The sequence below is a fragment of the Marinobacter sp. 1-4A genome, from assembly GCF_016597725.1.
Lineage (GTDB): Bacteria > Pseudomonadota > Gammaproteobacteria > Pseudomonadales > Oleiphilaceae > Marinobacter.
In genome coordinates this window covers 204,881-228,028 of sequence record NZ_VCGY01000006.1, presented here as the reverse complement: position 1 = coordinate 228,028, position 23,148 = coordinate 204,881, and the positions used below count along the sequence as shown (strand labels likewise).

The window sequence follows — 23,148 nt, the reverse complement described above, 5'->3', positions numbered from 1 at the left end:
CGGCCAGCTAAGTTGTGGGCAAAGATTTGCCCGGGATCAACCGAGTCTTCCGAGTACCGGAAATGCGGATAACATCCATGATGCAAACCGGGTCATCTGTCCCGTCAGCACCATTACCCCCATAACAACCAGAACCAGCCCTGCCAGGATTCTCAGTGACTGACTCCAGCGGCTCATCCAGCGCACTCGCGCCCGAAAGTGCTTAATAAATAAAGCCGTTGCCAAAAATGGAATTGCCAACCCCAGCGAATAAACGGCCAGGTACAGCATGCCGGTTTCAGCATTCGCATGGGTGGAACTGAGAGCCAGGATAGCGCCCAATATCGGGCCAATACACGGTGTCCACCCGACGGCAAAGGCCAAGCCGAGAAGGAACGCTGCCGTGGGCCGTCCACCCTCAAGGGTTTGCCCAAAGCGCCAGTCGCGCTGTAACGCGGGCATGCTCCACCAGCCCAGCATAAATAGCCCCATCAGCACAATCAGAATGCCCGCCACCAGATTGGCTTCCTGCCGGTAGGCCATCAGCCACTGACCGAGCAGACTAGCGCTGGCACCAAAAGCGATGAACACTACACTGAACCCAAGGACAAAACAGATACTGAGCCACAGAGATTGCAGTCGACTCGAACGGTCTGTGACAGTGCCGCCCGTAACGACCGATAGATACCCCGGAACCAGCGGCAGAGTGCAGGGTGAGAAAAATGACACCAGGCCGCCAAAAAAAGCAGCCAGCATTCCCCATGTCGCAAGATCTGGCATTTCCGTGAGTCCTCAATTTTCTGAGTTCAGTTGACGGTGGAGGGCATCAAGCCCATCCGTGTTTTGTTCGACACCGGTCGACTATTTCTGTGCGTCTGGGAGCGACTCCTGAACAAGACGAAGTAGCGGTTTGGGACCAAACTCCGTGAGTTGGCGGCCATTCACGAAAAAAGTCGGGGTGCCCCGAACACCGATGGTTTTGACGTCCTGCATGTCCTGATCAAGGATGGCGCTTATCCGTTCGGATTGCATATCCTCACGGGCTTGGGACAGGTCCAGACCGGCTGCCTCGGCCGCTCCCCATGCCTTGGCAACCTTCGGGTCGTCGTGCCAGGCCGGCTGCACCTCCAACACAGCTTCCAGCACCGGTTCATAGACATCTTGCAGGCGAGCTGCTTCCAGAATTCTGGAGACTTCCTCGGAACCCTGATGGAACATTGTGTACCGCAAAACAAGCCGCACCTGGCCTGGATACTCAGCAAGTATCTGTTTCACGATCGGGTAGAACGCCCGGCAGGCTTCGCAGGAGGGGTCGAAAAACTCAACGATGATCACCGGTGCGTCGGCAGGCCCGAATGTGGGCGAATGGAAGCGTACCAATGCTTGTTGGTTCGCGATCGGTTCGGCAGCGGCAACAGACTTTTCGCCGGTGGTGGCCGTTTTTTGAGGCTGCTGGGGCTGTGGCTTGAATAGGACGGCGGCTGAAAAGGCTGCGATCAGCACGAGACACACGACAACAAAGATGGCACGACGATTCATGTATGAACTCTCCGACGGATAAGCAAGAGCAGAATGATGATGGCAACAAAAATGGCCAGCGATAGAAACGGAAGCGGCAGCCCACCAAATATCGTCATTCCGTCACCCGAGCAGGACGGGCCAGTGGCCGTGCAGGGCTGAATGGGTTGTGGAATGAGCCCCACATAAAGCAGTGAGTGGGCTAGAGCGAACAGGGAGCCAATGACAGACAGCGGCATAGCGTAGCGCCAAACGTTAAAATCCGAGTAGTAGCAGGCGACTGCGAGAATCACCGCCAACGGAAACATGAAGGCGCGCTGAAACCAGCACAGAACGCACGGAGCCTGCCCGAGAACTTCCCCGATGTAGATGGCTGAAAGCGAGGACCCCGCCGCCAGTAGCCAGGCTGACAGCAGCAGCCCCCATGGAATCACCCGGTTCTTGGTGGTCACCGGGATGGCTCTCTGGATTCATTGGCACAAGTGCTTTGCGAAGAAGAGCAGCAGCTGTTTCCAGCGGTATCGCCTTCATCTTTGCTCGATTTATCGGCGGTTTCAGCCCCACCGGCACGCCATTCCTCCATACCCTCACGGATGACCTGCCAAGCGGAGTGCAGGAATAGCGCAGCAATGGCGAGGCCCACAATGATGTCCGGCCAGAGGGTATTGGTGAGGGCGACCAATCCTGCCGCAATGATTACACTGCTATTGGCGAACAGATCGTTCCTGGAACACATCCAGGTGGAACGCATATTGAGATCGTCCGCACGATGACGGTAGAGCAACACAAAACAAACGCCGTTTGCAAACAGGGCAAGAGCGCCGACAGCGCCCATCCACTCGGCGGCGGGCACTTCCTGTATCACCAGCTTGCGGATGGCATCGGCGACAACAACAAGCCCGAACAACAGCATAAAGCCGCCTTTGAACAAAGCCGCTCCGGCACGCGCGCGACGGCTTCGGTCCAGCACGAACAGTGTCAGTGCATAGACAGACGCGTCGCCAAACATATCCAGCGAATCGCCCAGCAACGCGGTAGAGCTTGCAATCCAGCCGGCGCTGAATTCCACCACAAACATCACTGCGTTGATGGCAAGCGCAATGTAAAGCACCCGGCTTTGGCTCGCTCGCAATTGTGCCAGTTCACCGGCCTTGTTTTCACAGCAGCTGTCCACGACGAACCCTCCTAAAACGTGCAATACATCGATACACTGGTGGTTATAGTAACTATAAGGTCAATAGCGATGAGCGAAAAAAGGAACACGGTCGGTCGGCTAGCTGATGATACGGGCGTTAAGCCCGTGACCATCCGTTATTACGAAAAAATTGGACTGTTGCCGAAAGCGACCCGCTCGGAGTCGGGCTATCGTCTCTACTCCGAAGAGGATCATTCGCGGCTGCTGTTTATTCGACGAAGCCGCGGGCTCGGATTTAGCCTTGACGATATTCGTGAACTGCTTTCACTGGCGGATCGTCAGCAGGAGTCCTGTGCGGGTGTGGACGCCAAAGTTGAACAACAACTGGTTCAAGTGCGCTCTCGACTGAAAGATCTACATGCAATGGAACACGAGTTGGAAAGACTGAGTGCGTGTTGTGACGGCGGAGTTATTATGGACTGCCGAATTATCGAGACACTCTCCGGCTCTGCTTAACCACTTTGTATGTGCCCGCCAACCAGGACTGTCTCAATTCGAGTTGGGACAGTCTATTCAGTCAGGCATCCTCCTGAATAAGAGCAACGAGGTCATGCCGAATTTCTTCTCTACTCAGATCGGGCCGCATTAAGAGGCGGGGGTTACCTTCGCGATCAAATACATAAATCGCGCTGCTGTGTGACACCGCATAATTTCCATCAGCGGCAGGTTCGTCATAACCGAAGGTTGTTCTATATCGTTTTGCCAGTTCACGAAGCTGGGGTTCTTTTCCAGTGAGTCCTACAATATTGTCGCCGAAGAAATCCACGTATTTTGCGAGACGCTCAGGCGTGTCACGTTTCGGATCGACACTCACGAACAAAGTGAGTACTTCATCCTGAAGCGCGGGGTCCAGGCCACTGGTTGCCTGATTGAGTTTTTGCAGGGCGGTCGGGCAAACATCGGGGCACGAGGTGAACCCGAAAAACAGCATTCTCACGCGGCCACTGTAATCATCGCCAGATACAGACTTGCCCTGGCTATTGATCAGGTCGAATTCCAGCTCAGGCATCAAGCCACTGATGTTTTTACCGTTCCAGTCTTCCTCGTCATTGCCAAAGCAACCAGTCAGCAATAGGGCTGCTATCAGCGTTAAGGTCGCCGATATGATGTTGGTGCGCTGTCGCCAGAAGCGAGTTCTCATGACGCTGTTTCCTCAAGTTGTTTGGATTGGTTGGTATATTTTCCGTCCTGATGCATGGCTCGCCGGAGCATCAGAAGAATGCCAAGAATGCTCATCATGGCCGGAGGAATATAGGTCAGCATGCCTCCCAGTAGCTGGTCGACTTCCGGGTCCAGCGGCCAGGCCCTGCCACAGACTTCGTAAACGTCATAGACCATGTCACGTGAAAACACGATCCACGCCCCAAGAAACATCTGAAGCACACCTGCGGCGGCCAGAACCAACATGCGTCTGCCATACCCCAGCGATGAGGTGATCGCCGGCGGTCTTGGATCAAAGATCAACCACCAGAACAGCAGGCCATCCAGCAACATGCTCCAGTTCATGACCCAATACAGATCCCGGCTGAGCATGGCGTCAAAATGGATTGATGGCCACAGCCAGAAATAGATAAGCCCGACAAACAGGAAAAGGGCGATAAAAGGCTGTTGCAGAACGTTATAGACCCAGCCCAGAGGCCTCAATGTATGCCTCCAGCCCGGGCTGATTTTTGCGAACCAGAACCGCATGACCGGTAAAGGGTTGGACAGGGCGATCAGGATCGGACCGATATGATGAAGAATCAGGTGCTGACCCCGATGGACGAAGAACATGTATTGTGCGTAGTAATCGAAGCGGGTCTGCATCACCGCATAACAGATCAGTACCCCCAGGGTGAACGCAAAGATCCGCAGTGAGCCTGGCCGGTCCTGTTCCGGCATCCGAATTAGCCCGACGCCATAGAATCCCATCACGAGCATGTAGCTGAGTATGGTCAGCGGCGAGAAATCGTAGGGTAAAAGGTAGTCAAGCAGTGACATAGCGTTGCCGGTTGTTTTGTTGTTATTTCAGTGACCCTACCTTGGATGTCACCAGGTCGTACAGTTCCTGAGGCCCCAGGCGGCTCAAGGTGTCTCCGTTAACGTAGAATGTTGGGGTTCCGGAAATTCCAACCGCCTTAACGTCCGCAGCATCCTGTTGAATAATGCCGTCAATCTCGGGTGAGTTCATACCGGCCCGAGCGGCTTCGACATCAAGTCCGGCTGACTCCGCCGCATCCCATGCTGCGGCGACCTTTGGATCATCGTGCCATTTCGGTTGTGCTTCCATAACAGCGTCCAGTACCGGCTCATAGACCCCCTGTTCACGGGCGGTTTCCAGGATTCTGACGGCCTCTTCCGAGCCTTTGTGAAACAATACGTAGCGCAGTACCAGACGCACGTTGTCCGGGTAGGCAGCCTGAATCTGTTTCACATAGGGATGCATGGCGCGACAACCTTCGCAGGATGGGTCGAAGAACTCGACAATGGTTACCGGCGCGTCCTCAGGGCCAATAACGGGAGAGTAATCCCTCACCAGTGGCGTTTTTTCAACAACGGCGGGTTCATTAGTGCCCTGGGAGCGATCGTAAATAACAAAAGCACCAGCAAAGACAACCAGACAAAAAAGAAGGAGACTGATGACCAGGGTTCGGGTTTGCACGGGAGATCTTCCTATTTTAAATGAGTTTACGGGTTTCAGATTATTCAGGTGTCCGGTAGCAGCCGACTAGGCACCCACCGCAGATAAAGCATCATTCCAAACAGTTCCAACAAAGACTGGACGACAATCACCACGACGGCCACAGCCCAGGCCTCTGGCATTGACAGTGCCAAAGGTAAAACCACGAAGGAGTTGCGTGTTCCTAGGCTGAAGATGACGGTGCGACCGGTTTCTACCGGTAATCGAAAGACCCGGCGCAGAGCCTTTCCAACCAGAGCCGCAGCTAGAAGATAGGCCGGAAACAGAATCATCAAGGGCCAGATAAGTGAGCCGGTACTGTCGATCTGGCTGACCTGTGTCATTGAGATGATGAACAGTACGACTGTCAGCAGAGGGACCGGCATCAGACCCATGAAGCGAATGAACCCGATGGCTTTTCTGGAGTTTTCGGCCCATTTTTCAGTCAGAAATGCCAGGATAAGCGGGACAATAATCAGCCCGCCAAAGGCCGGCAGGAGGTGCCGCCCAAGCTCAAGATTCACGTCGAACTGATTACCCATGAAAAGCCAGAGGTAAAGTGGAAGAAGACCCAGTTGAGCAATCAGCAGAACCGGTGTTGCCGCAATGGCTCGGGTGCTGTCCCCCTTGCCTAGGTGAGTGAAGGTGACAAACCAGTCGGTACAGGGCATCAGCAATACCAGAAGCACTCCCAACTTCAGCGCGTCATTGTCCGGCAGCGCCAATATCAGCAAGGCAGTGATCGCCGGCATGACCAGAAAATTTCCGGTGAGCAAGGCACCCATGAACCGACGGTCCCGGAACATATCAGACAGGTGGGTCAACGGTGTTTGAGTAAATGTGGCGTAGAGCAGAACTCCGAGCAACCCCCAGATTAAGTAATCCGGCACACTGTCACCGAGGGACGATGTCCAATCCACAGACAGTCCGAAAACAACAGCGATGAGGTAGGCCCAGACCTGGTGGCGTTCAATTACGTCTCGCATGGCGTGCTCGTAACCGAGTGGAATGTCGGCCATTCGCAGCATATCTGCCACACGGTACCCTTTTCAGCAGCCCTGCTAGCCATGGCCATAAGTATGGGCATCTTTGTGACTGTGATCAGGATGTTCAAACTCCAATGTTGAATGAGTGATGCCGAACTCGTTTTCCAAAGTTCGTTTTATCCCACCCTTGACTTTTTCAAGTTCATTCCAGGCACTTATTTCGACCACCACATGGGCGTCGAGGGAGGCATCATGCTCACCCATCTGCCAGAAATGTACGTGGTGAAGGTCTAAAACGCCTTCTACGTTTGATAAAGCCTCGATGACAGAATCTGTGTCGATATCCAATGGACTACCCAGCATGAGTGTCCGGATGGTTCCGCCGATTTCCGTTAGACCCAGGTAGAGAATATAGCTTGCGATACCAATTGTGATCGCGGGATCAACCCAACGCATGTCGTACAGGAGAATCAGGGCGCCGCCTACAACGACTGCAATTGACGCAAACGCATCAGACAAGTTGTGTAGAAACAGCGCACGGATGTTGACGCTGTCCTTTTGCATGGAGTAAGTAAGCAGCGCGGTCAAACCATCCACTACCAATGCGATAATGCCAAGCCAAACTACCCACCACCCCTTGATTTCCGGGGGATCTATGAATCGCATGCCACCTTCGTAGATCAAATATGCCCCGATCATTATCAAAGTGGTGTAATTTATGAGTGCCGCAACAACCTCAATTCTCCCGTAGCCAAAGGTCATCTTCGAGTCGGCCGGGCGGCGTGCAATCTTCCGCGCCGCAAATGCGATAAATAGTGACGCCATATCCGAAAAGTTGTGTATAGCGTCGGCTATCAGCGCCAAGCTGCCAGCGAAGATCCCTCCAGCGATCTGAGCCAAGGTTAGGATACCGTTCGCCCAGATAGCTACTGCAACTCTCTTATCCTTAGTATCCGGTGACATGTGAGCATGCTCGTGGCCCATTGTTTTCTCCTTGGTCGTTGCTGTTCAATTAAACGTAGTCGCAACACTCGCTAAGCCTGGCTCAGAGGGCTTAGCGAGTGTTGCGACCGCGCGAAAACTAGCCATTCTGGCGATTTTCCATGTTATTCCCGGCACCTTTCTCGGCTGTGAAGCTCGTGACCAAAATCATGGCCACGCCCAGGACGATGAACACGTCGGCAAGGTTGAACGCCGGCCAGTGCCGGGATTGCCAATGAAAATCCAGGTAATCGACAACATAGCCTCGAAAAACTCGGTCGATGACATTTCCAAATGCACCGCCAAGTACCATCGAATAGGCTAGTGCTTCGGTTCGCTTATGGCTGTCCCGAATCAATTTGACCAGAACAGCCGAGACGACAATGGCTATCGCAATAAAAAAATATCGCTGCCAGCCACCGCCATCGGCAAAGAGACTGAAGGCAGCGCCTTTATTCCATACGTGCACCCAATTAAAGAAAGGGGTGATCTCAACCGATTGTCCGTAAGCCATGGATTGCTGGACGAGCCATTTAATAAGTTGGTCGGCCAGAGCTATAAGTGCCGAAAAGCCGAGAAAAGTGAGCGTAAAAAAGCGAGAACGGTCTTCAGACATCGAATTATCCTTTTAGCGCAAGGATGCGCTTGGCACCAATGAGTACAATGCCTCCCACAATACCGCCAATAACCAGATCCGGGTAGTTGGAGCCGGTCCAGGCAACAAGAAGGGCTGCAAGGATAACTCCCAGATTGATAACCACATCATTGGCCGAAAATATCCAGCTGGCTTTCATGTGAGCACCGCCGTCACGGTGTTTGGCGATCAGGAGCAGGCAACTGATGTTGGCAATAAGGGCCACAGATGCGACGGCCATCATCATTGACGACTGGGGATCACTGCCAAACAGAAAGCGCCTGCCAACTTCAACCAGTACCCCAGCGGCAAGGATAAGCTGGAGTATGCCAGCCACATGCGCCGCTCTGACCTGCATTTTGATGCCGTGCCCAACGGCGTAAAGCGCGAGACCGTAGACGGCGGCATCGGCAAGCATGTCTAGCGAGTCTGCAATCAGGCCAGCGGACTGGGCGATCAGGCCCATCGTCATCTCGACCAGAAACATCAGTGCGTTGATTGCCAGCAGTATCCATAAAGTGCCGGACTCTTCGCTTTCGTTGGCCTTAGAAGATTCAGCCGCTCTGACGGATTCAGCGCTGGCGTCTTCTGTCCTCTGCAAGGAAGCGCCCAGACCCAGGGTTTCCAGTTTGCTGGTAATAGGTCCGACTTCGCCTTGATGGATAATTTCCAGCTTTCGATTCGATAGGTCGAATGAGAGTGACTGAATGTTGTCAAAACCCGTGAGCGCCATTCGAATCATTCGCTCTTCTGAGGGGCAATCCATTTTCGGCACGCTGTAGGTGCTGAGCTGGCTGTCTGTTTCGGCGGTGACGGGGCTCTGAAGCTCATTGTTAACGACAGAATCTTCGCTGCCACACTGTCCATCGCAGGGTTTGCTCATTTTCGCGGCTCCGGTTCTCACACAAGTTCCGTTATTTAAAACCCTGTAGTCACTACAGGGTCAACGTTAAGTTGTTAGTTTTTGACGACACTGGTGAACCCACCGCGATTCGACGACTTGCGGTATGACCCTGTAGTAACTAAAGAGTTGAACTGGAGTACATTAAAAGGAGTTTGAGCAACGATGAGGCAGGGCAACAAGAGCGTACTAATCCTTGGTAGCTACGGAGCTGCAGGGGCGGCTATTGCAACACTCTTGGGCAACGGATCGACAGCGACATTGTCTTGGCAGGCCGGTCGCTGGAAAAAGGGCGTGAACGGGCGGAACAATTAGATCGCCCGGGGAATACCGGGCAGAGCTGGCATCAAATTAACAAGGTGGTGTCCGGTTTAGCGGGGGCCACCACAGGGAGCGAACAGAAGAATTTAGTGAATGACCTGGCGTCAGACGGAAAGCGCTTCCGTGCCCACGACGCGATGTACGAAGACAGCCGCTTATATTCAAGTTCAATTCAGTGTCAAAGGATATAATAAAAGGTTTTGGTTTTAGGTTGTTGAAATACAAAGAAAAAATTTAAAAATGTAACAACTCTGCAATAAGTGCAAAGCACCATCTACTCAGCATTTGAAAGACTTCAAGTGTCATTTTGAATCTATCTAATCTGAAGAGGTGTCCATGAAAAAGTGTCTATCAATGTTGGTGTTTGGTGGGGTTGCAGTAACTTCAATGAATGCACTAGCGGGGGAAGGTCCTATCCTGTACGGCAAAGCCAATGTTTCGTATGAAAACCAGGACGACGGTAATAGCGATACCTGGAAGCTCCAGAGTAATGCGTCCCGTCTGGGGGTAAAAGGGGCGCTCAATACCGACCTCGAAGGCTTGGAGGCGATCTACAAGGCAGAATTTGAAATATCGATTGATGATGGAGATAAGGATGGCCAGACTTTCTCGCAGCGTAATATTTACGGTGGCTTCAAGCAGGCGAACCTCGGTGCACTGATTGCGGGAAAATTTGACACACCTTTAAAGTCAGCGCAGGGCAAGGTTGACCAGTTCAACGACTTACAGGCGGATATAAAAAATATCATGGCTGGTGAAAATCGGACCAGCAACATTGTTCAATACAGTTCTCCACGTCTGTTTGATGCTGTGGGCGTTAGTGTTGCCGTCATCCCGGGTGAAGAGCAGTCAGCTGGGGCAGAGAACGACGGACCTGCGGATGCAGTTTCCAGCTCTTTTACGTTTGAGAATGACCATTTCTACGGAAGTATTGCCTACGATTCTGATATCGAAGATTCACTGGAAGCCGATTCAAGTGGCGATAGTCGTCTCAATATCCTGCGAACCGTAGGGAAGGTCCGATTAAGCAACTTCGAGATCGGCGCAGTTTACCAGTTGGCAGAAGAAAGCGATGGCCCTGGAGAAGATACGTCTTATCTGGTTGGCGGTGCCGTTAACCTTGAGCGTTGGAAGATCAAGGCGCAGTACGGACTGACAGAAGCCGAGACAACAAACGAGGAGCTAACCCTGCTGGCCTTGGGGCTCGATTATAAACTGGCTAGCAAGAGTAAGGTTTATGCTTACGTGTCTCAGGTGGAGGCGGACTTGGCTGACTCTGAGGACTCCACATTTGGTGTGGGCTTCGAGCATAAGTTTTCCATGTAGGGTCGAGCGTGATCGCTGAATACAGGGAGACCGACGTATCTGAAATCTTTTCCGGATTTCAAGTTCATTTAAGGTTCGTGTGAGAGCCTACTTGTGAGTTATCTAAGGTTATTTAATGGCGGGAATGCTTCATTCCCGCCTTTTTTTTGACCTTTAGTCCGTTGTTCTAGCTGGTTTTAAGATTTACGCCACGATCCGTACGAATCGGATATCACAAACAATCAAGAAAGAAACTGGAGGGGATTACATTGAAACGCAACATTCTGGCCACTGCGATTGCAGGGATGACAACACTGTCGGGAAGTTGGGCCGCGACGGCAGCGGAGATTGAATTCCACGGTGATATGGATAACCGCTTTCAGGCTTACACCAATCAAAGAGACTGGTTTTCTGGTGGTAACTCAGGTGGCGGTACGCTGAAAGATGACGAGCCGACCGAGAGCTTCGGCGAGGTCAAATATCGCTTCTGGGCGAAGGCAACTTCCGACGACAAGAAAGTTACCGGTGTATTCGCGACGGAGATTGGTGGCATCCGCTACGGTGAGGGGTCGGGTGGCGACTATTCCGGTGATGGTGTGAACATCGAAACACGGTGGGCTTATGTGGATTTCTTGGTGCCCAACACGCTAGACCAGCGCGTCTCGCTGGGCTTGCAGCCAGTGTCAGTGAACCGCCATGTCTGGACTGAAACCGCCACAGCCGCTGTTTGGAAAGGCTCACTGGGCTCTGGATTTGACTATCAGTTGTTATGGGGGCGAGGTGACTCTTCCAATGAGAGCGGCGTCGACTCAGAACAGGACGAAGGCTGGGATGGCGCGGACAACTTCGCGGTCAACCTGAACAAGCGTTACTCACCGAACCTGAGCGCGGGCCTATTCTATCTCTATCAGATGAATGATCAAATTGCTGAGGGAGTAGGTACGGTAAATAGCAGGGAGTATGAACTGAAGAGTATCGCTGATAACTCCAAATATTCCGTTTCCAGCTTTGGGGTGGAGATGGATTATGGTCAAGAGACGTCGCTAGGCCGCATGTTCGTGAAGGGTACGGTGATTGGCCAAAGCGGAACAATAGAAGGTGTAAATTTCGTCCCATTGAATGGTGCTACGAATCCCAATACGAACTATGACCTTTCGACCGTTCTGGGACGCGGCGAGCTCGGGCTGCAATTTGGACCAAACCAACTGACGTACACCGTGCTCTACGCATCGGGCGATGGCAATGAGAAAGACGGGGACTTCGACGCCTTCATCGCCACGGATGTCGACTTCAGCGACAGTATGATTTTTCAGGAAAACATGACGAGCGATGACTACTTCGCCGAAACGCCCTATATCCTCGACAAAGGGTATTTCATGAACAAGCTACAGCTCGATCATAAAGTAGCGGCCAATATTACGGTCAGCGGAATGATTGTCTACAACCGCTTGGCTGAGGACATTGCACTTGCCGATGGATCGTCCTCAAAAGATCTCGGACTGGAATTTGGCTCCAAGGTCTCGTACTTCCCATACCCTTCGCTTGAGCTGTCGGCAGAAGCTGCATACCTGGCATCAGGCGATGCCATGGATGCGCTGGAGGAAACTGCCTTACAGGACGGCAAAAGCGATCAGGACATTGTTCATGTTGCCGGTCGGGTAAGGTACAAGTTCTAACAAGAACGGGGTGGTGGGAGCGCCACCCCGCTTTTGTTATACGAAATGAATCCGCATTAAGTGACTTTTTCCTATGATGACTCGTTCTGCAGTATTTGTGTTCCTGATGCTACTACTAGCTGGTGCGGTACAGGCGGTTGAGCGTGAGCATCCAGCAAAGGCAAAGGTCATTCAGGTAGATCGTGATCAAAAAGTGCTTTCCCTCACAGTCGACGATGCCACTGTTGAGGTAGGTGATTTGTTTGTTGTGTTGCGGGAGCCTGATCATGCAGGCATCCCGGAGAAAAACCTTGCAGTCATCGGTATCGAGAGTATCGGAAAGGATCAAGCAGTAGGGAAAGTGCTGTTTGGAACGATGCCCTCCGTTGGCGCTGTATCGAAACGCTTCTACGGTATTCCGGCGGTGTTTACTGACAGAGTCGGCGATCCCACGCCGGTAACGCCGGCGTTGAAAGCCCGATTTCCTGATCTTTTGTGGCGGGACGAGCCAGAGGCGTCAAACGATGTGCCATTGGTGCGCTTTCAAGTTACCGGGAGAGGTCAAGCCGTTGCGACCTACAATAACACCTGGTTGGTCGGCATCGTACAGACCGATGCTGAAGCACATCGGGTAGGTTCAGTTGAGGGGGAGGCTTCATCGTCTCCATATGCGAAGCTGCCAATCAATGCAAAGTCGTTGTCCGCGTTTCGTTCTGGCAGCGATTACTATTTTGCGGCGGAGCATGGAAACAAACTCAGCTTTTTCCTTGTTGATTCCAGCGGGGCTGTTCAGAGCCTGGCGTCCATTGAGGTGCCCCGTCGGGAGAAAGTCATCCGAATGGACTGGTACGTTTCAGAGAACTCATATTACCTCATTTTGAATCAGTGGAATGGCCGTAGTGTTTCAAGTTCTTTGATCCAGTTGGCCGAGGGGAAGGCTGAAACCATCGGTTTCATTCCCTTAATCTTGGGATTGCAGGATTTGGACGCTGACGGTCGCCGGGAAACTATTCTCGGGCAGTCTTTCTACTCAGAGCAGGGGTTTGGTTCAGAGATCTATAAAATATCAATCTCACCGAACGGGCCTGATCTTGAGAAGGCCGTTCATGAAGAATTAAGCCAGTACACGCCAGTGTTCCGGGTAATCGGTGCCGTTGTTCAGAACGAACCGAGACCTTTGAATATGGTGACCGTCTCCCAAGGGAAGGTTTCATTTTTCCCTGCTGGCACCGAGGGCCCACATCTGGACTATGAGATTGGAAGCCGGGTGGCAGGCACGAGTATGACTTACGACGTGTCGCCTGAGTTGGTGTTTAGTCCGAGGCAAACACTATTTTTGCCGAACCTGCTCGTACGCTCCGGTGGGGACGCAGTTAATATCGGGATTCCACAGGAATCCAGTGCAGCCGAAGATATGATAGGTGTTTATGATACTCGAGTTGATTGGTTGACGCTGAGATCCGGGAAATCTCCCAAAACGCAGTCAACAAGTCTTCTAACGTCGGTTCCGGTGTCCCCCGTATCAGGCAATACAGAGTTATTCTTTATGTCGCCGGATGAAAACTCAGTTCAAAGTGACAGTTTTGACGTTGAGACGTTGGTGTATCGGGCTGCTATGCCTACTGGTCGCTGACTAAAGCTGGATAAGTTGCCCTTGTAGTCGTCAAATGCTTCTGGGAAGCTCGATTAGAACCCGAAGACCACCTTTGGGTGATATAGAAAAATGCATGGCACCACCGTAGTCATTGATGATTTCCTCAACGATTGATAGGCCAAGGCCATAGCCAGGGGTTTTTTCGTCCAGTCTTTTCTGGCGCTTGGTAAGATCGGCGAGTTGGTGTGACGCTACTCCGGGGCCGTCATCTTCAACAAGAATGGTCAAAGTGTCATCGTGAAGTTTCAAGTGTAGATGAACTTCCTGAGAGCACCATTTGCTTGCGTTATCAAGCACATTACCCAAGATCTCATTAAAATCACGCTCATCAATTGGCCAGACAAGCTCTCTGGGTAATGTTTCTTGAAGATGGATCTGTTTGTAAGGATAGATTCGACTGACTACGTCCACCAGTGCCAGAGTTCTCTCAATGATCGGTGTCGCCTTTCCAATGTACTGACCGGACATTTCGGTTTTTCTCATTTGAGTGTCGATCAGCTCGTGCATTTCAGACAGTTGAGACTTAATTTGACTCGCGATTGTGGTGGGAATGGCTTCGTCATTGATCATGGAGTTTATGACGGCAAGGGGGGTTTTTAAGCTATGAGAAATATCTGCGGCTAGGTGGCGTGAACGGGTAAGTTTTTTGTCGTACGACTCTAATAGACGATTAAGATGTTTGACAAGTTCATTGAATTCTTCAGGTACGTTCTCATCCAGTCTATTACGCTGACCCTTTTTAAGCGACGTTAATTGGGCACTCATCATTTTTAAGGGTTTTAGTGCGATAGTTACCCCAATAAATATGATCAATGATATCGTAACGAGAATTGTAAAAGATATTATCCATATAAGAACGTGGATTTTGTCAAGCGTGTTTGGTGAGTAGGAGCTTTTTTCAATTATAGTAACGCTTAGTTTATCTTGTCTGTTATTAAATATTCTGTAGTAGCCAAGGATTGAGCGATCATCATCCGATATGTGAAAAATTCCAGGCTTTCTGAACGATTCTACCACCTGTAATTTCGGTTTAATGTTCTCGCTTGTAAAACTCCGACCTTGACTGTCTTCGATGTGAACTGAATATTGAGACAATGAAAAATTTCTGAGAGAGGATTTTGTAATTTCTTCTTTATCATTTGTTAGCATCTTTGAGAGTCGGTTAGCTGCAGCCTCTAGCTGCTGCCTGTGAAGCTCGTCATGGATATAGTCGATTAAAAGGGTGTGTGAGAAGAATATCAGCCCGGTACACGCGAAACCCGTTAGCGTCAGGAAAGTAAGCAGTTTCCGTTTTATTGAAGGGCGTTGTTGTTTTCTGGGCATGTTGTCTGCCAAGCAGGTGGTTAGAATTTGTTATCGACTAAATCTAGGCCTAAAAAAGCCGCACTACAAAAGTAGTGCGGCAAGACGGAATGGTGGAGACCATTCACGATGCAACTGGTTTTAGAATGTCGTGTATCGACAAGTTTCTATTATTCAATCGAAAAAGCTATTGGTGCGACATTATTTCTAATGAGTAAGCTGATCTTTTGAGAATTGGTCTGATTTAGATAGATTAATATCGCCCGACTTCATCATCTCGTGATAAATGTCGTCTTTATTCGATTGCATCAATTTTCGGCGAGCTTCCATGCCTACTTCAGATAAGGCTGCCTGAGTCATTACCCTATGCTGTCTCTTCATGTCCTGAACGCTGCTTTCGGAGAGCATGTTTTGTGCCAGGCTGCCGTCATTGGCCTCAGAGGCATGGAGACTTCCTGCCGCCAAGGTTAATGCTAGAGATGTGAGCAAGAGATGTTTTCTCATAGAGTCACCTTTAAGTTGAATGGTCTGCATCCCGATGGAAACAGATGAACTTTAACTCAGCTTGAAAAAATAAAATTAGATGATGAAAAGAGAGCACGGCTAGAAAAGCGGGGGCGACGGGGTCGTTAATACAAAGGTGTTAAGGAGGCGTTTTTTCAATTTCGTTTCAAGTTCATCTGCTATCAATGGCAAGTCGTTGTTCTGGCGGAAAGAGCGAGAACAATGAACCACTTACCGGTAGTGGCCGACAACTGAAGCGCATTAGCTGTCTGTTTGTTCAGGGCCAAGTACCGGTCTGATGACATAGAACGAAAGCCCATGGAGACTGATTTACAATGCAAACTAATAAACTCAGGTTAGCGATTAGAGCAACACTAGCGCTTTCGGTTACGGGTCTGCTGGCCCCGTCTGTTCATGCGCAATCTGCAACTGAACTTCAGACACAGATTAATGATTTGCAGCGCCAATTGGATGACATGGCGGAAAGTAAGGGGGCGGAAGGTTGGATGGTGCCTGGCACCAACACCACTGTAACAATCGGTGGCTATGTCAAGCTGGACATGATCTATGATTTTGATCAGGACATGGGTGACAGCCTGTTCGTAGCAGGCCTTGATACTGCTAATAGCGATAGCGACCCTTCATTCCGAGCCCATGCTCGACAATCACGGGTTCGCATTAAGACAACCACGCCAACCGAAGTGGGTGATGTCAAAACGACCGTTGAAGGTGACTTCTACGGTGGTGGCGGTGATGAAGTTTTCTCCAACTCCAGAGGGCTGCGTCTTCGTCACGCCTATGGTGAGCTGAACGGCCTGCTCGCCGGTCAAACCTGGAGTAACTTCATGCAATTTACCGCCTATCCGTCCACGGTTGATTTCGACGGCCCAGTAGGTGTTTCTTTTATTCGTCAGGCACAGTTGCGCTACACCATGCCTCTTGGCGGCGGTGCTAATTTTTCCGTTTCTGCTGAGAATCCGGAAACAACGGGTTTTGACGGCTCCCGCGATAATGCGCCGGATCTGACTGCCAAGTACAAGTGGGCCGGCAGTGCTGGTGGCATTGAAGTTGCCGGTCTGGCACGTTCGCTTCAGACTGACTCTGCAGCTGCTACGGGCGACGATAACGCCTTTGGTTATGGCGTTTTGATTGCTGGTCGGCTAAGCCTGACCGACGCCACCACGGTCATGGCAGGGGCGATCTTTGGTGACGGCGTGGGTCGTTACATCTACAGTTCCTTCAGCAATAATGACAGCAGCGCTAGCCGCACTGGTATTGGTGAAGCATACATCGACGCCAACGGCGATCTTGAAACCATTGAGGCATACGGTGCCAACGTTGCTATCAGTCAGCAGTGGACGCCGAAGTTCTCCTCTGGTCTGTCCTATGGGCGCGTAGAGGGCGATCAGCCAGCAGATCTGTTCCCGAACTCCTTTGAAACCCTGCAAAGCGTTCACTTCAGCAACTTCTACAAAGTTGCTGACCCGGTAACGCTGGGATTGGAGCTTTCCTTCGCAGACAAAGAGTTGGCCAATGGCGAATCTGCTGATAACACTCGCCTGCAACTGGCTGCGCAGTTCGATTTTTAATCGTTCATAGTGTTGCTTCACATAATTGGACCCAACGACGGGCTGAAATAGGCCCGTCGTTTCTTATCTGCGCTCCCTCCCATGCGCTGGACGATGCCCTCCTCTTTTGTCTCTTTCTTTCACCTCTTTTTGGCGTATACCCCGCCATAGTTTCGTTGAACTCCGTACGAGTTTAGGTGTGATGGCGCCGAATTCAGACTGATTTAAAGGTCTGTCTGTAGGGTCGTCCTGGCATTTACGGCGAAAACGCTGATTCATGTATCTCAGTCAAATAGCCAGGATGATATTGAATGAACAAACGACTGTTGTTGTGGGTGCTGATAGTACCCGGAGTCTTGAACGTCATGCCTTCGGCGGCGGCCACCGCCGGGGAGAGCGTTTCACTCAAGGAGTACCAGCAAGCCAAGGCCAGACAGGCTGTCTCTTTGAATGAGGCAATGGTAATGGCATTTGAGAATAGCCCGATATTGGCTTTAAGGCGGGCTGCGGTGTCCATGCAGGAAGCCGAGCTCGATCATGCCAGCCGCTGGGCGCCCAGCAACCCGGAGCTTGAGCTGAGTGGCCGTGATAATCCAGATAAGGCAGATCAGTCACTGAATTACGAGGTTCGGGTTACTCAGGAAGTCTGGATGGGCAATCGGGGCGATCTCGGTCAGTCGCGTGCTCAGAGCACTCTCACTTCTCAACAGCAGGAACTTGAATACCTGAAGGTGGCGACCAAGGCCCGAGTGCGGTCAGCCTACTTCAAAATACTGCTTGCACAGAAAGAGCTGGAAACGGCAACCCGCACCGTTGAGCTGATGCACCGAACTAAAGAGCTGGTCGAGGTGTCCGTTGAGCGGGGCAAACAGACCCGGATTGAGCTCAATACCGCCGTCATTGGCTTGGCAAGAGCTAAGAACCAAAAGGCCGAAGCGGCGCAGAAGCTTAGGCAGTCAAAAATTGACCTGACGGAAGTTCTTGGGGTGTCCCCCTCCGATGCGGTAGGGGTCGCGGGAGAGCTCAATGTAGCTCGTGCCAACTTGCCACCAACTAATCGGCTTGTCGCGATGGCTCAGCGCCAGAGAGGGGATCTGAAGGCGGCAGCAGCCAGAATTGCTGCAAATGAGTCCGGTCTGGAACTGGCCAAGAGTCTAAGTATTCCGAACCTGAAAGTGTTCGGGTTCTACGAGCGGGAGGAAAGATCCAACCTTTTTGGTGCGGGTGTGTCGATGCCTCTGACTGTGTTTCATGATTATTCCGGTGAAAAAAGGAAGGCCTCGGCTCAGTTGAAAATCTCCGAGCTTGAGGCCGAGGCGCTGCGTTTGGCGACTGAACGCCAGGTCGTATCTGCTGTAGCTCAGTACGAATCCGCCGTACGCAGATTGCGCCAGATGAACGAGTCGATTCTCGAGCGTTCGGAGGAAACGCTGCAACTTATGCAGAAAGCTCTTCAAGCGGGAAAAGTCGATGCTTCCGATGTCCTGTCCGCTCAGGACAATCTTTTGTCGGTGAGGAAGGAATACGTCCAAGTGCAACACGACTATATCGACGCCGTCCGGGCGTTGGAAGTGAGCACCGGCGGTGCCCTTTCAATGTCATCCGGTTCCTGATGACAAGAAAATTAATGGTTGAACGTTCTCTTATATCGAAGGTGTTTAGATGATTCGAAATTTGCAGATATTGTTTGTCGCGATCAGTTTTCTGGTCTATCAGCCACTGGCGTACGGCGCCGAAGAAGCCGAAGGAGGGCAGCACCAAAAGGGTGAGGCTGGGCACTCGGCTGAAGGCAGTGAGGCCCGCGAAGTTCATCTGACTCCAGAGCAGAGGGAGTTGCTCTCCGTGCAGACTGTAACGGTGCCCCGAGGCCGTGCTGACAATATCGTCACTGCGCCAGCTGAAGTTCACTATGTTCCGGATCGCGTCGCGGAGGTAGGGCCGCTATTGCAGGGAAAGCTTACGAGACTGGCTGTTGATCTGGGGGACCAGGTTGAAAAAGGCCAGTTGTTGGCCGCGCTGAACAGCGTTGAGTTGGCCCGCATTCGTTCCCGCCTGAACTCGTTGAAAGCTCGGAAAGAAGCCGCGACTGCGGAGTATCAGCGAGAAAAGCAATTGCGGAGTGAAAGCTTCACCAGCGAAGAAGAGTTCTTGGACGCCAAGGCCGCTTATCTTGAGATTACAGCGGAGTACGATTCGATTCGTGAGCAACTGGCGGTTTTTGGCAGTGATTCGTCAGGCGCAGATAGCAGTCTCGCACAGTACGAACTCCGTTCTCCTATCCAGGGTCGCATTGAGCGCATGGATGCCCGGTTGGGCCAAACCTTAAGCTCTTCAGATACGCCTTTTACCGTAGCTGATACCTCTGTGGTGTGGGTGATGTTGCAAGTTGCCGAAACTGACATTGGCAGGGTATCCGTCGGAGATGAAGTTCAGGTCTTCTCAAAGTCAGTTGCAGACCGCTTTCACACCGGGGAAGTGTCCTGGATCTCAAATGAGCTTGATGAGGAAACCCGCACCATTCCGGTTCGCGTTGTACTCGAATCCCCCAACGGCGACCTTCGTCCAAATACCTATGCCAAAGCGAGAGTCATGACTCGATCGGCGGCATCACTGCCCCTAGTTCCACACGATGCCGTGCAAACCATCGATGACGAGTCCGTTGTATTTGTTCCGGGTAATGAAGGGGGAGCCTACAAGGCGGTTCCAGTCACTCTTGGTAAGGAGGCTAACGACTGGATAGAGATTAAGTCCGGCATCAGCGCAAACACGAAAGTGGTTTCAGTGGGCGCTTTTGATCTGATGTCGGCCATTACCGCCAGTGGCCGCAGCGCCGCTCACGGACACTAATACTCGGGGGGAGCATGATCAACGCAATTGTGAATTATGCGCTGAACAATCGTCTGATGACGCTTGTCTTTGCTATCGCCGTGATCGTTGCCGGCGTATTTTCATTTCAAAAACTGCCGGTGGATGCGTTTCCGGACGCGACACCGACCATGGTTCAGGTATTCACTACCAGTCCTGGATTGTCGCCGGTTGATATCGAAACGCTGATTTCCTATCCCGTTGAGATCAGCATGTATGGTATTCCCAAGTTAGAAAAAGTGCAGAGCACGTCGATTTTCGGACTTTCGCGGGTGACCATCTATTTCGAAGATGGCACCGATATCTACTTCGCCAGGCGGCTAGTTAACGAACGGCTATCCGAGGCCAAGCGCCAGATTCCCGAAGGGATGGGGGAACCCGAACTCGGGCCCATCGCAAGCGGTCTTGGGCGCATCCTGATGTATTCCTTGGAAACTGAGGATAAAGAGCAGTACAGCCTGCAGGAAATCCGCACGATCCAAGACTGGATTGTCAAGCCACAGCTCAGAACCGTGCCGGGTGTAACCGGTGTCCTGTCCATCGGCGGCGAGGTAAAACAATACCAGGTCAATATCGATGCGCAGGAGCTTCAGGCAAGGAACTTGACGGTGTCTGATATTCGCGGCGCTCTCACCCAGAATAATCGTAACGTCGGCGCCTCTTTCATTACGCGAGGCGGTGAAGAGTACATTGTTCGCGGTTACGGTTGGGTCGACTCAGGTTACGAAGGCATCGAAGACATCCAGAACATCATTGTGTCCAAGAGTGAGGGTGAGTCCCCTATTTACGTCAAGGATGTGGCGGAGGTTGGGCTTGGGCCAGCGATTCGCCGTGGGGCAGAGGTGTCCTCGGGTGAGGAATCCGTGGGCGGTTACGTGATGAAATTGATTGGCACCAACACCAGTCAGGTGCTTGAGGACGTCAATGCGAAAATCGACGATCTGAACAAGTCCCTCCCAGAGGGGTTGAAGATTGAAGCGTATTACTCTCAGGCAGACTTGGTGGGCAAGGCTATAGGCACTGTCGAGAAAGCACTGCTTGAAGGTTCGGTTCTGGTACTGGTTTTTCTCTATCTGTTCCTCGGAAATGTTCGTTCCACACTGATCGTGGTGGCGACATTGCCGTTGTCTGTACTCTTTGCGTTCATTGCCATGCGCATGTCGGGCCTGTCGGCCAACCTGATGAGTCTGGGGGGGCTGGCTATCGGCATCGGCATGATGGTGGACGGCGCTGTCGTGATGATAGAGAACATCTTCCGACACCTTGAGGAGCGATCCGATGAAAAGGTCAGCGTTTTGAGGCTTGTAGGTGAGTCCGCTCGGGAAGTGGCTCGTCCGATCGTGTTTGCGATTGGCATCATTATCATTGTTTTTTTGCCGCTGTTTACCCTGCAGGGCGTTGAGGGCAAGCTGTTTTCGCCCATGGCCTACACCATCAGCTTCGCGTTGATTGGTGCGCTGCTACTCGCGTTGACATTGGTGCCGGTTCTGGCCTCGCTCTCATTCAAAATGGGTGGGCAACATAAGGAGCCGAAGCTGGTTCTGTTCCTGAACCGGTTATACAAGCCGGTGGTGAATACTGTCGTCAAAGTCCCTAAGATTGTGATGGGCGTGGCCGTCGTTGCTTTTGCAGGCAGTCTTCTGCTCTTTCCCTATCTCGGAAGCGAATTCGTTCCCACGCTCAGGGAAGGCACGTTCCAGATTCGCTCGACACTGCCACCTGGAGCCAGTCTTGAATCCGCCATCAAATATGGCAAACGGATTCAGTCCGTTGTAGATGAATTTCCAGAGGTCACCGGCACCTATGCCAGGATCGGTCGTGCCGAAGTGGGTGGTGATCCTGAACCTGTGAACGTTGTCGCGACGCTTGTCAATCTGAAGCCCCTGGATCAGTGGCGAGAGGACGTGAGCTATGAGGATCTCCAAAGCAGGATTGCAGAGGCTTTGGATGAACGGGTCCCGGGGCTTGCCAACAATCTGTCCCAACCGATTCAGCTCAGAACCGACGAACTCCTGTCAGGCGTTCAGGCGCAACTGGTTGCCAGCATTTTCGGCGATGACCTAGACGAGTTGGGCCGGATCGGCAGGGAGGTAGCGGCCCTGGCGAATGATGTGCCGGGTGCAACGGATGTGCGCGCGCAGCAGAGTGCGGGTAAAAAACAGATCGTTATTCGCCCCGACCGTGAAGTGCTGGCGCAGTTCGGCATCAGCATCGATAACCTGATGAGTACGGTTGAAACCGGTATTGGCGGTAAAAGCGCCGGGCTGGTTTTCGACGGTGTCCGGCGATTTGAGATTTTCGCCCGGCTGCAAGAGTCCTATCGCGGGTCCATCGATGAAATCAGGAAGCTTCCCCTTAGGGGCAACAGCGGCGAGCTGATACCGCTTTCACGGGTGGCAGATGTTGAGATGTACGCGGGACCCAAGAAAATTTCACGCTCCAATGCCAGTCGGCGACAGTACGTGCAGATGAACGTACGTGGTCGCGATATGGGCAGTGTTGTTCAGGATTTGCGCAATCGGATTGAAAAGCAAGTGGACATGCCGCCGGGGTATTTCGTGGAGTTCGGTGGTCAGTTTGAGAACCAGGAAAGGGCCATGGCGCGGCTGGCGATTGTTGTGCCGATTACCCTGGCGCTTATTTTCCTGCTTCTTTTCTCCGCATTCAGCAGTCTGCGCTATGCGGCGCTGATCTTCATGAATGTGCCCTTTGCGGTTACTGGTGGCATTGTCGCGCTTTTTGTGACGGGGCTTTACCTCTCCGTGCCTGCAGCGGTGGGGTTCATCGCTGTGTTTGGCGTAGCCGTACTGAACGGTGTGGTGATGGTGAGCTACATCAATCAGTTGCGGGACGAAGGCTACGAAGTCATTGAAGCAGTCAAGCTGGGTGCTCAACGCCGTTTGCGGCCGGTTCTGATGACAGCCTCGGTGGCTATTCTGGGGCTGATTCCCTTGTTGCTGGCCGACGGTATTGGTTCCAATGTCCAACGGCCGCTGGCGACGGTTGTGGTTGGCGGTCTGATCACCTCAACGCTGCTGACGCTGGTGGTGTTGCCCAGCGTCTATCAGTGGTTTGCATCCGAACGTCGTGACGTTGAAGTCTGATAGTCAGGAGGCGGTTT

The 23,148-nt window shown here is 52.1% G+C and carries 21 protein-coding genes; 8 read left to right on the top strand and 13 right to left on the bottom strand.

Annotated features, from left to right (window positions below; all coding sequences use genetic code 11):
• Positions 1-36: 36 nt before the first annotated feature.
• From FE845_RS14355 to FE845_RS14340, 4 genes are all read right to left on the bottom strand, one after another.
• Entirely contained in the window at positions 37-759 is a 723-nt protein-coding gene (locus FE845_RS14355; RefSeq protein WP_008173647.1) for a cytochrome c biogenesis CcdA family protein, read from the bottom strand.
• A gap of 81 nt (positions 760-840) precedes the next feature.
• The gene (locus FE845_RS14350; protein WP_008173644.1) at positions 841-1,518 is read right to left on the bottom strand and encodes a DsbA family protein; all 678 of its coding nucleotides are present in this window, start codon (positions 1,516-1,518) and stop codon (positions 841-843) included.
• Positions 1,515-1,949 (bottom strand): disulfide bond formation protein B, encoded by a 435-nt coding sequence (locus FE845_RS14345; protein ID WP_200365857.1) that lies wholly within the window; start codon positions 1,947-1,949, stop codon positions 1,515-1,517. Before FE845_RS14345 ends, FE845_RS14350 begins: the two co-directional genes overlap by 4 nt.
• Positions 1,946-2,671 (bottom strand): cation diffusion facilitator family transporter, encoded by a 726-nt coding sequence (locus FE845_RS14340; RefSeq protein WP_008173639.1) that lies wholly within the window; start codon positions 2,669-2,671, stop codon positions 1,946-1,948. Before FE845_RS14340 ends, FE845_RS14345 begins: the two co-directional genes overlap by 4 nt.
• A 69-nt stretch (positions 2,672-2,740) precedes the next feature.
• Here FE845_RS14340 and FE845_RS14335 point away from each other — a divergent pair, with 69 nt between their 5' ends.
• Positions 2,741-3,148: a MerR family transcriptional regulator gene (locus FE845_RS14335; RefSeq protein WP_008173636.1), complete on the top strand. Its 408-nt coding sequence runs from the start codon at positions 2,741-2,743 to the stop codon at positions 3,146-3,148.
• A 61-nt stretch (positions 3,149-3,209) separates the two neighbouring features.
• Here FE845_RS14335 and FE845_RS14330 read toward each other — a convergent pair whose 3' ends face one another.
• From FE845_RS14330 to FE845_RS14300, 7 genes are all read right to left on the bottom strand, one after another.
• The gene (locus tag FE845_RS14330; RefSeq protein ID WP_058341922.1) at positions 3,210-3,833 is read right to left on the bottom strand and encodes an SCO family protein; all 624 of its coding nucleotides are present in this window, start codon (positions 3,831-3,833) and stop codon (positions 3,210-3,212) included.
• The gene (locus FE845_RS14325) at positions 3,830-4,672 is read right to left on the bottom strand and encodes a cytochrome c oxidase assembly protein (protein WP_023010648.1); all 843 of its coding nucleotides are present in this window, start codon (positions 4,670-4,672) and stop codon (positions 3,830-3,832) included. The genes FE845_RS14330 and FE845_RS14325 overlap by 4 nt, the downstream gene beginning before the upstream one ends.
• 22 nt (positions 4,673-4,694) lie before the next feature.
• The gene (locus FE845_RS14320; protein WP_058091791.1) at positions 4,695-5,333 is read right to left on the bottom strand and encodes a DsbA family protein; all 639 of its coding nucleotides are present in this window, start codon (positions 5,331-5,333) and stop codon (positions 4,695-4,697) included.
• Positions 5,334-5,377: 44 nt separating this feature from the next.
• Entirely contained in the window at positions 5,378-6,379 is a 1,002-nt protein-coding gene (locus FE845_RS14315) for an arsenic resistance protein (RefSeq protein WP_206769037.1), read from the bottom strand.
• Between the two features lie 33 nt (positions 6,380-6,412).
• Positions 6,413-7,321 (bottom strand): cation diffusion facilitator family transporter, encoded by a 909-nt coding sequence (locus FE845_RS14310; RefSeq protein WP_008169406.1) that lies wholly within the window; start codon positions 7,319-7,321, stop codon positions 6,413-6,415.
• Positions 7,322-7,418: 97 nt separating this feature from the next.
• Complete coding sequence (gene lspA / locus FE845_RS14305; RefSeq protein WP_023011862.1) at positions 7,419-7,934, bottom strand: signal peptidase II; 516 nt, start codon at positions 7,932-7,934, stop codon at positions 7,419-7,421.
• 4 nt (positions 7,935-7,938) lie between these two features.
• Positions 7,939-8,835, bottom strand: coding sequence for a cation transporter (locus FE845_RS14300; RefSeq protein ID WP_023011861.1), 897 nt, complete (start codon positions 8,833-8,835; stop codon positions 7,939-7,941).
• 675 nt (positions 8,836-9,510) lie between these two features.
• Between FE845_RS14300 and FE845_RS14295 the strand changes: the two genes are divergently transcribed.
• From FE845_RS14295 to FE845_RS14285, 3 genes are all read left to right on the top strand, one after another.
• On the top strand, positions 9,511-10,500 hold the full coding sequence (locus FE845_RS14295) for a porin (protein WP_227714370.1): 990 nt from the start codon (positions 9,511-9,513) through the stop codon (positions 10,498-10,500).
• 248 nt (positions 10,501-10,748) lie between these two features.
• Positions 10,749-12,155, top strand: a complete 1,407-nt coding sequence (locus tag FE845_RS14290; RefSeq protein WP_200365846.1) for a hypothetical protein — start codon at positions 10,749-10,751, stop codon at positions 12,153-12,155.
• 73 nt (positions 12,156-12,228) lie between these two features.
• Positions 12,229-13,767, top strand: a complete 1,539-nt coding sequence (locus FE845_RS14285; RefSeq protein ID WP_058341920.1) for a hypothetical protein — start codon at positions 12,229-12,231, stop codon at positions 13,765-13,767.
• Positions 13,768-13,797: 30 nt separating this feature from the next.
• On the opposite strand, the gene FE845_RS14280 is transcribed toward FE845_RS14285, so the two are convergent.
• Together FE845_RS14280 and FE845_RS14275 are read right to left on the bottom strand one after the other, a co-directional pair.
• Positions 13,798-15,111 (bottom strand): ATP-binding protein, encoded by a 1,314-nt coding sequence (locus tag FE845_RS14280; RefSeq protein ID WP_113880235.1) that lies wholly within the window; start codon positions 15,109-15,111, stop codon positions 13,798-13,800.
• Between the two features lie 186 nt (positions 15,112-15,297).
• On the bottom strand, positions 15,298-15,594 hold the full coding sequence (locus FE845_RS14275; protein WP_094625953.1) for a hypothetical protein: 297 nt from the start codon (positions 15,592-15,594) through the stop codon (positions 15,298-15,300).
• A gap of 335 nt (positions 15,595-15,929) precedes the next feature.
• Between FE845_RS14275 and FE845_RS14270 the strand changes: the two genes are divergently transcribed.
• From FE845_RS14270 to FE845_RS14255, 4 genes are all read left to right on the top strand, one after another.
• Positions 15,930-17,183, top strand: a complete 1,254-nt coding sequence (locus tag FE845_RS14270) for a DcaP family trimeric outer membrane transporter (RefSeq protein WP_226595803.1) — start codon at positions 15,930-15,932, stop codon at positions 17,181-17,183.
• 290 nt (positions 17,184-17,473) lie between these two features.
• Positions 17,474-18,775 carry a TolC family protein gene (locus tag FE845_RS14265; protein WP_200365844.1) on the top strand — a complete coding sequence of 434 codons (1,302 nt, stop codon included), beginning with the start codon at positions 17,474-17,476 and terminating at the stop codon, positions 18,773-18,775.
• Between the two features lie 49 nt (positions 18,776-18,824).
• The gene (locus FE845_RS14260) at positions 18,825-20,009 is read left to right on the top strand and encodes an efflux RND transporter periplasmic adaptor subunit (RefSeq protein WP_200365842.1); all 1,185 of its coding nucleotides are present in this window, start codon (positions 18,825-18,827) and stop codon (positions 20,007-20,009) included.
• A 14-nt stretch (positions 20,010-20,023) separates the two neighbouring features.
• Complete coding sequence (locus FE845_RS14255) at positions 20,024-23,131, top strand: efflux RND transporter permease subunit (RefSeq protein ID WP_200365839.1); 3,108 nt, start codon at positions 20,024-20,026, stop codon at positions 23,129-23,131.
• The last annotated feature ends 17 nt before the right edge of the window (positions 23,132-23,148 follow it).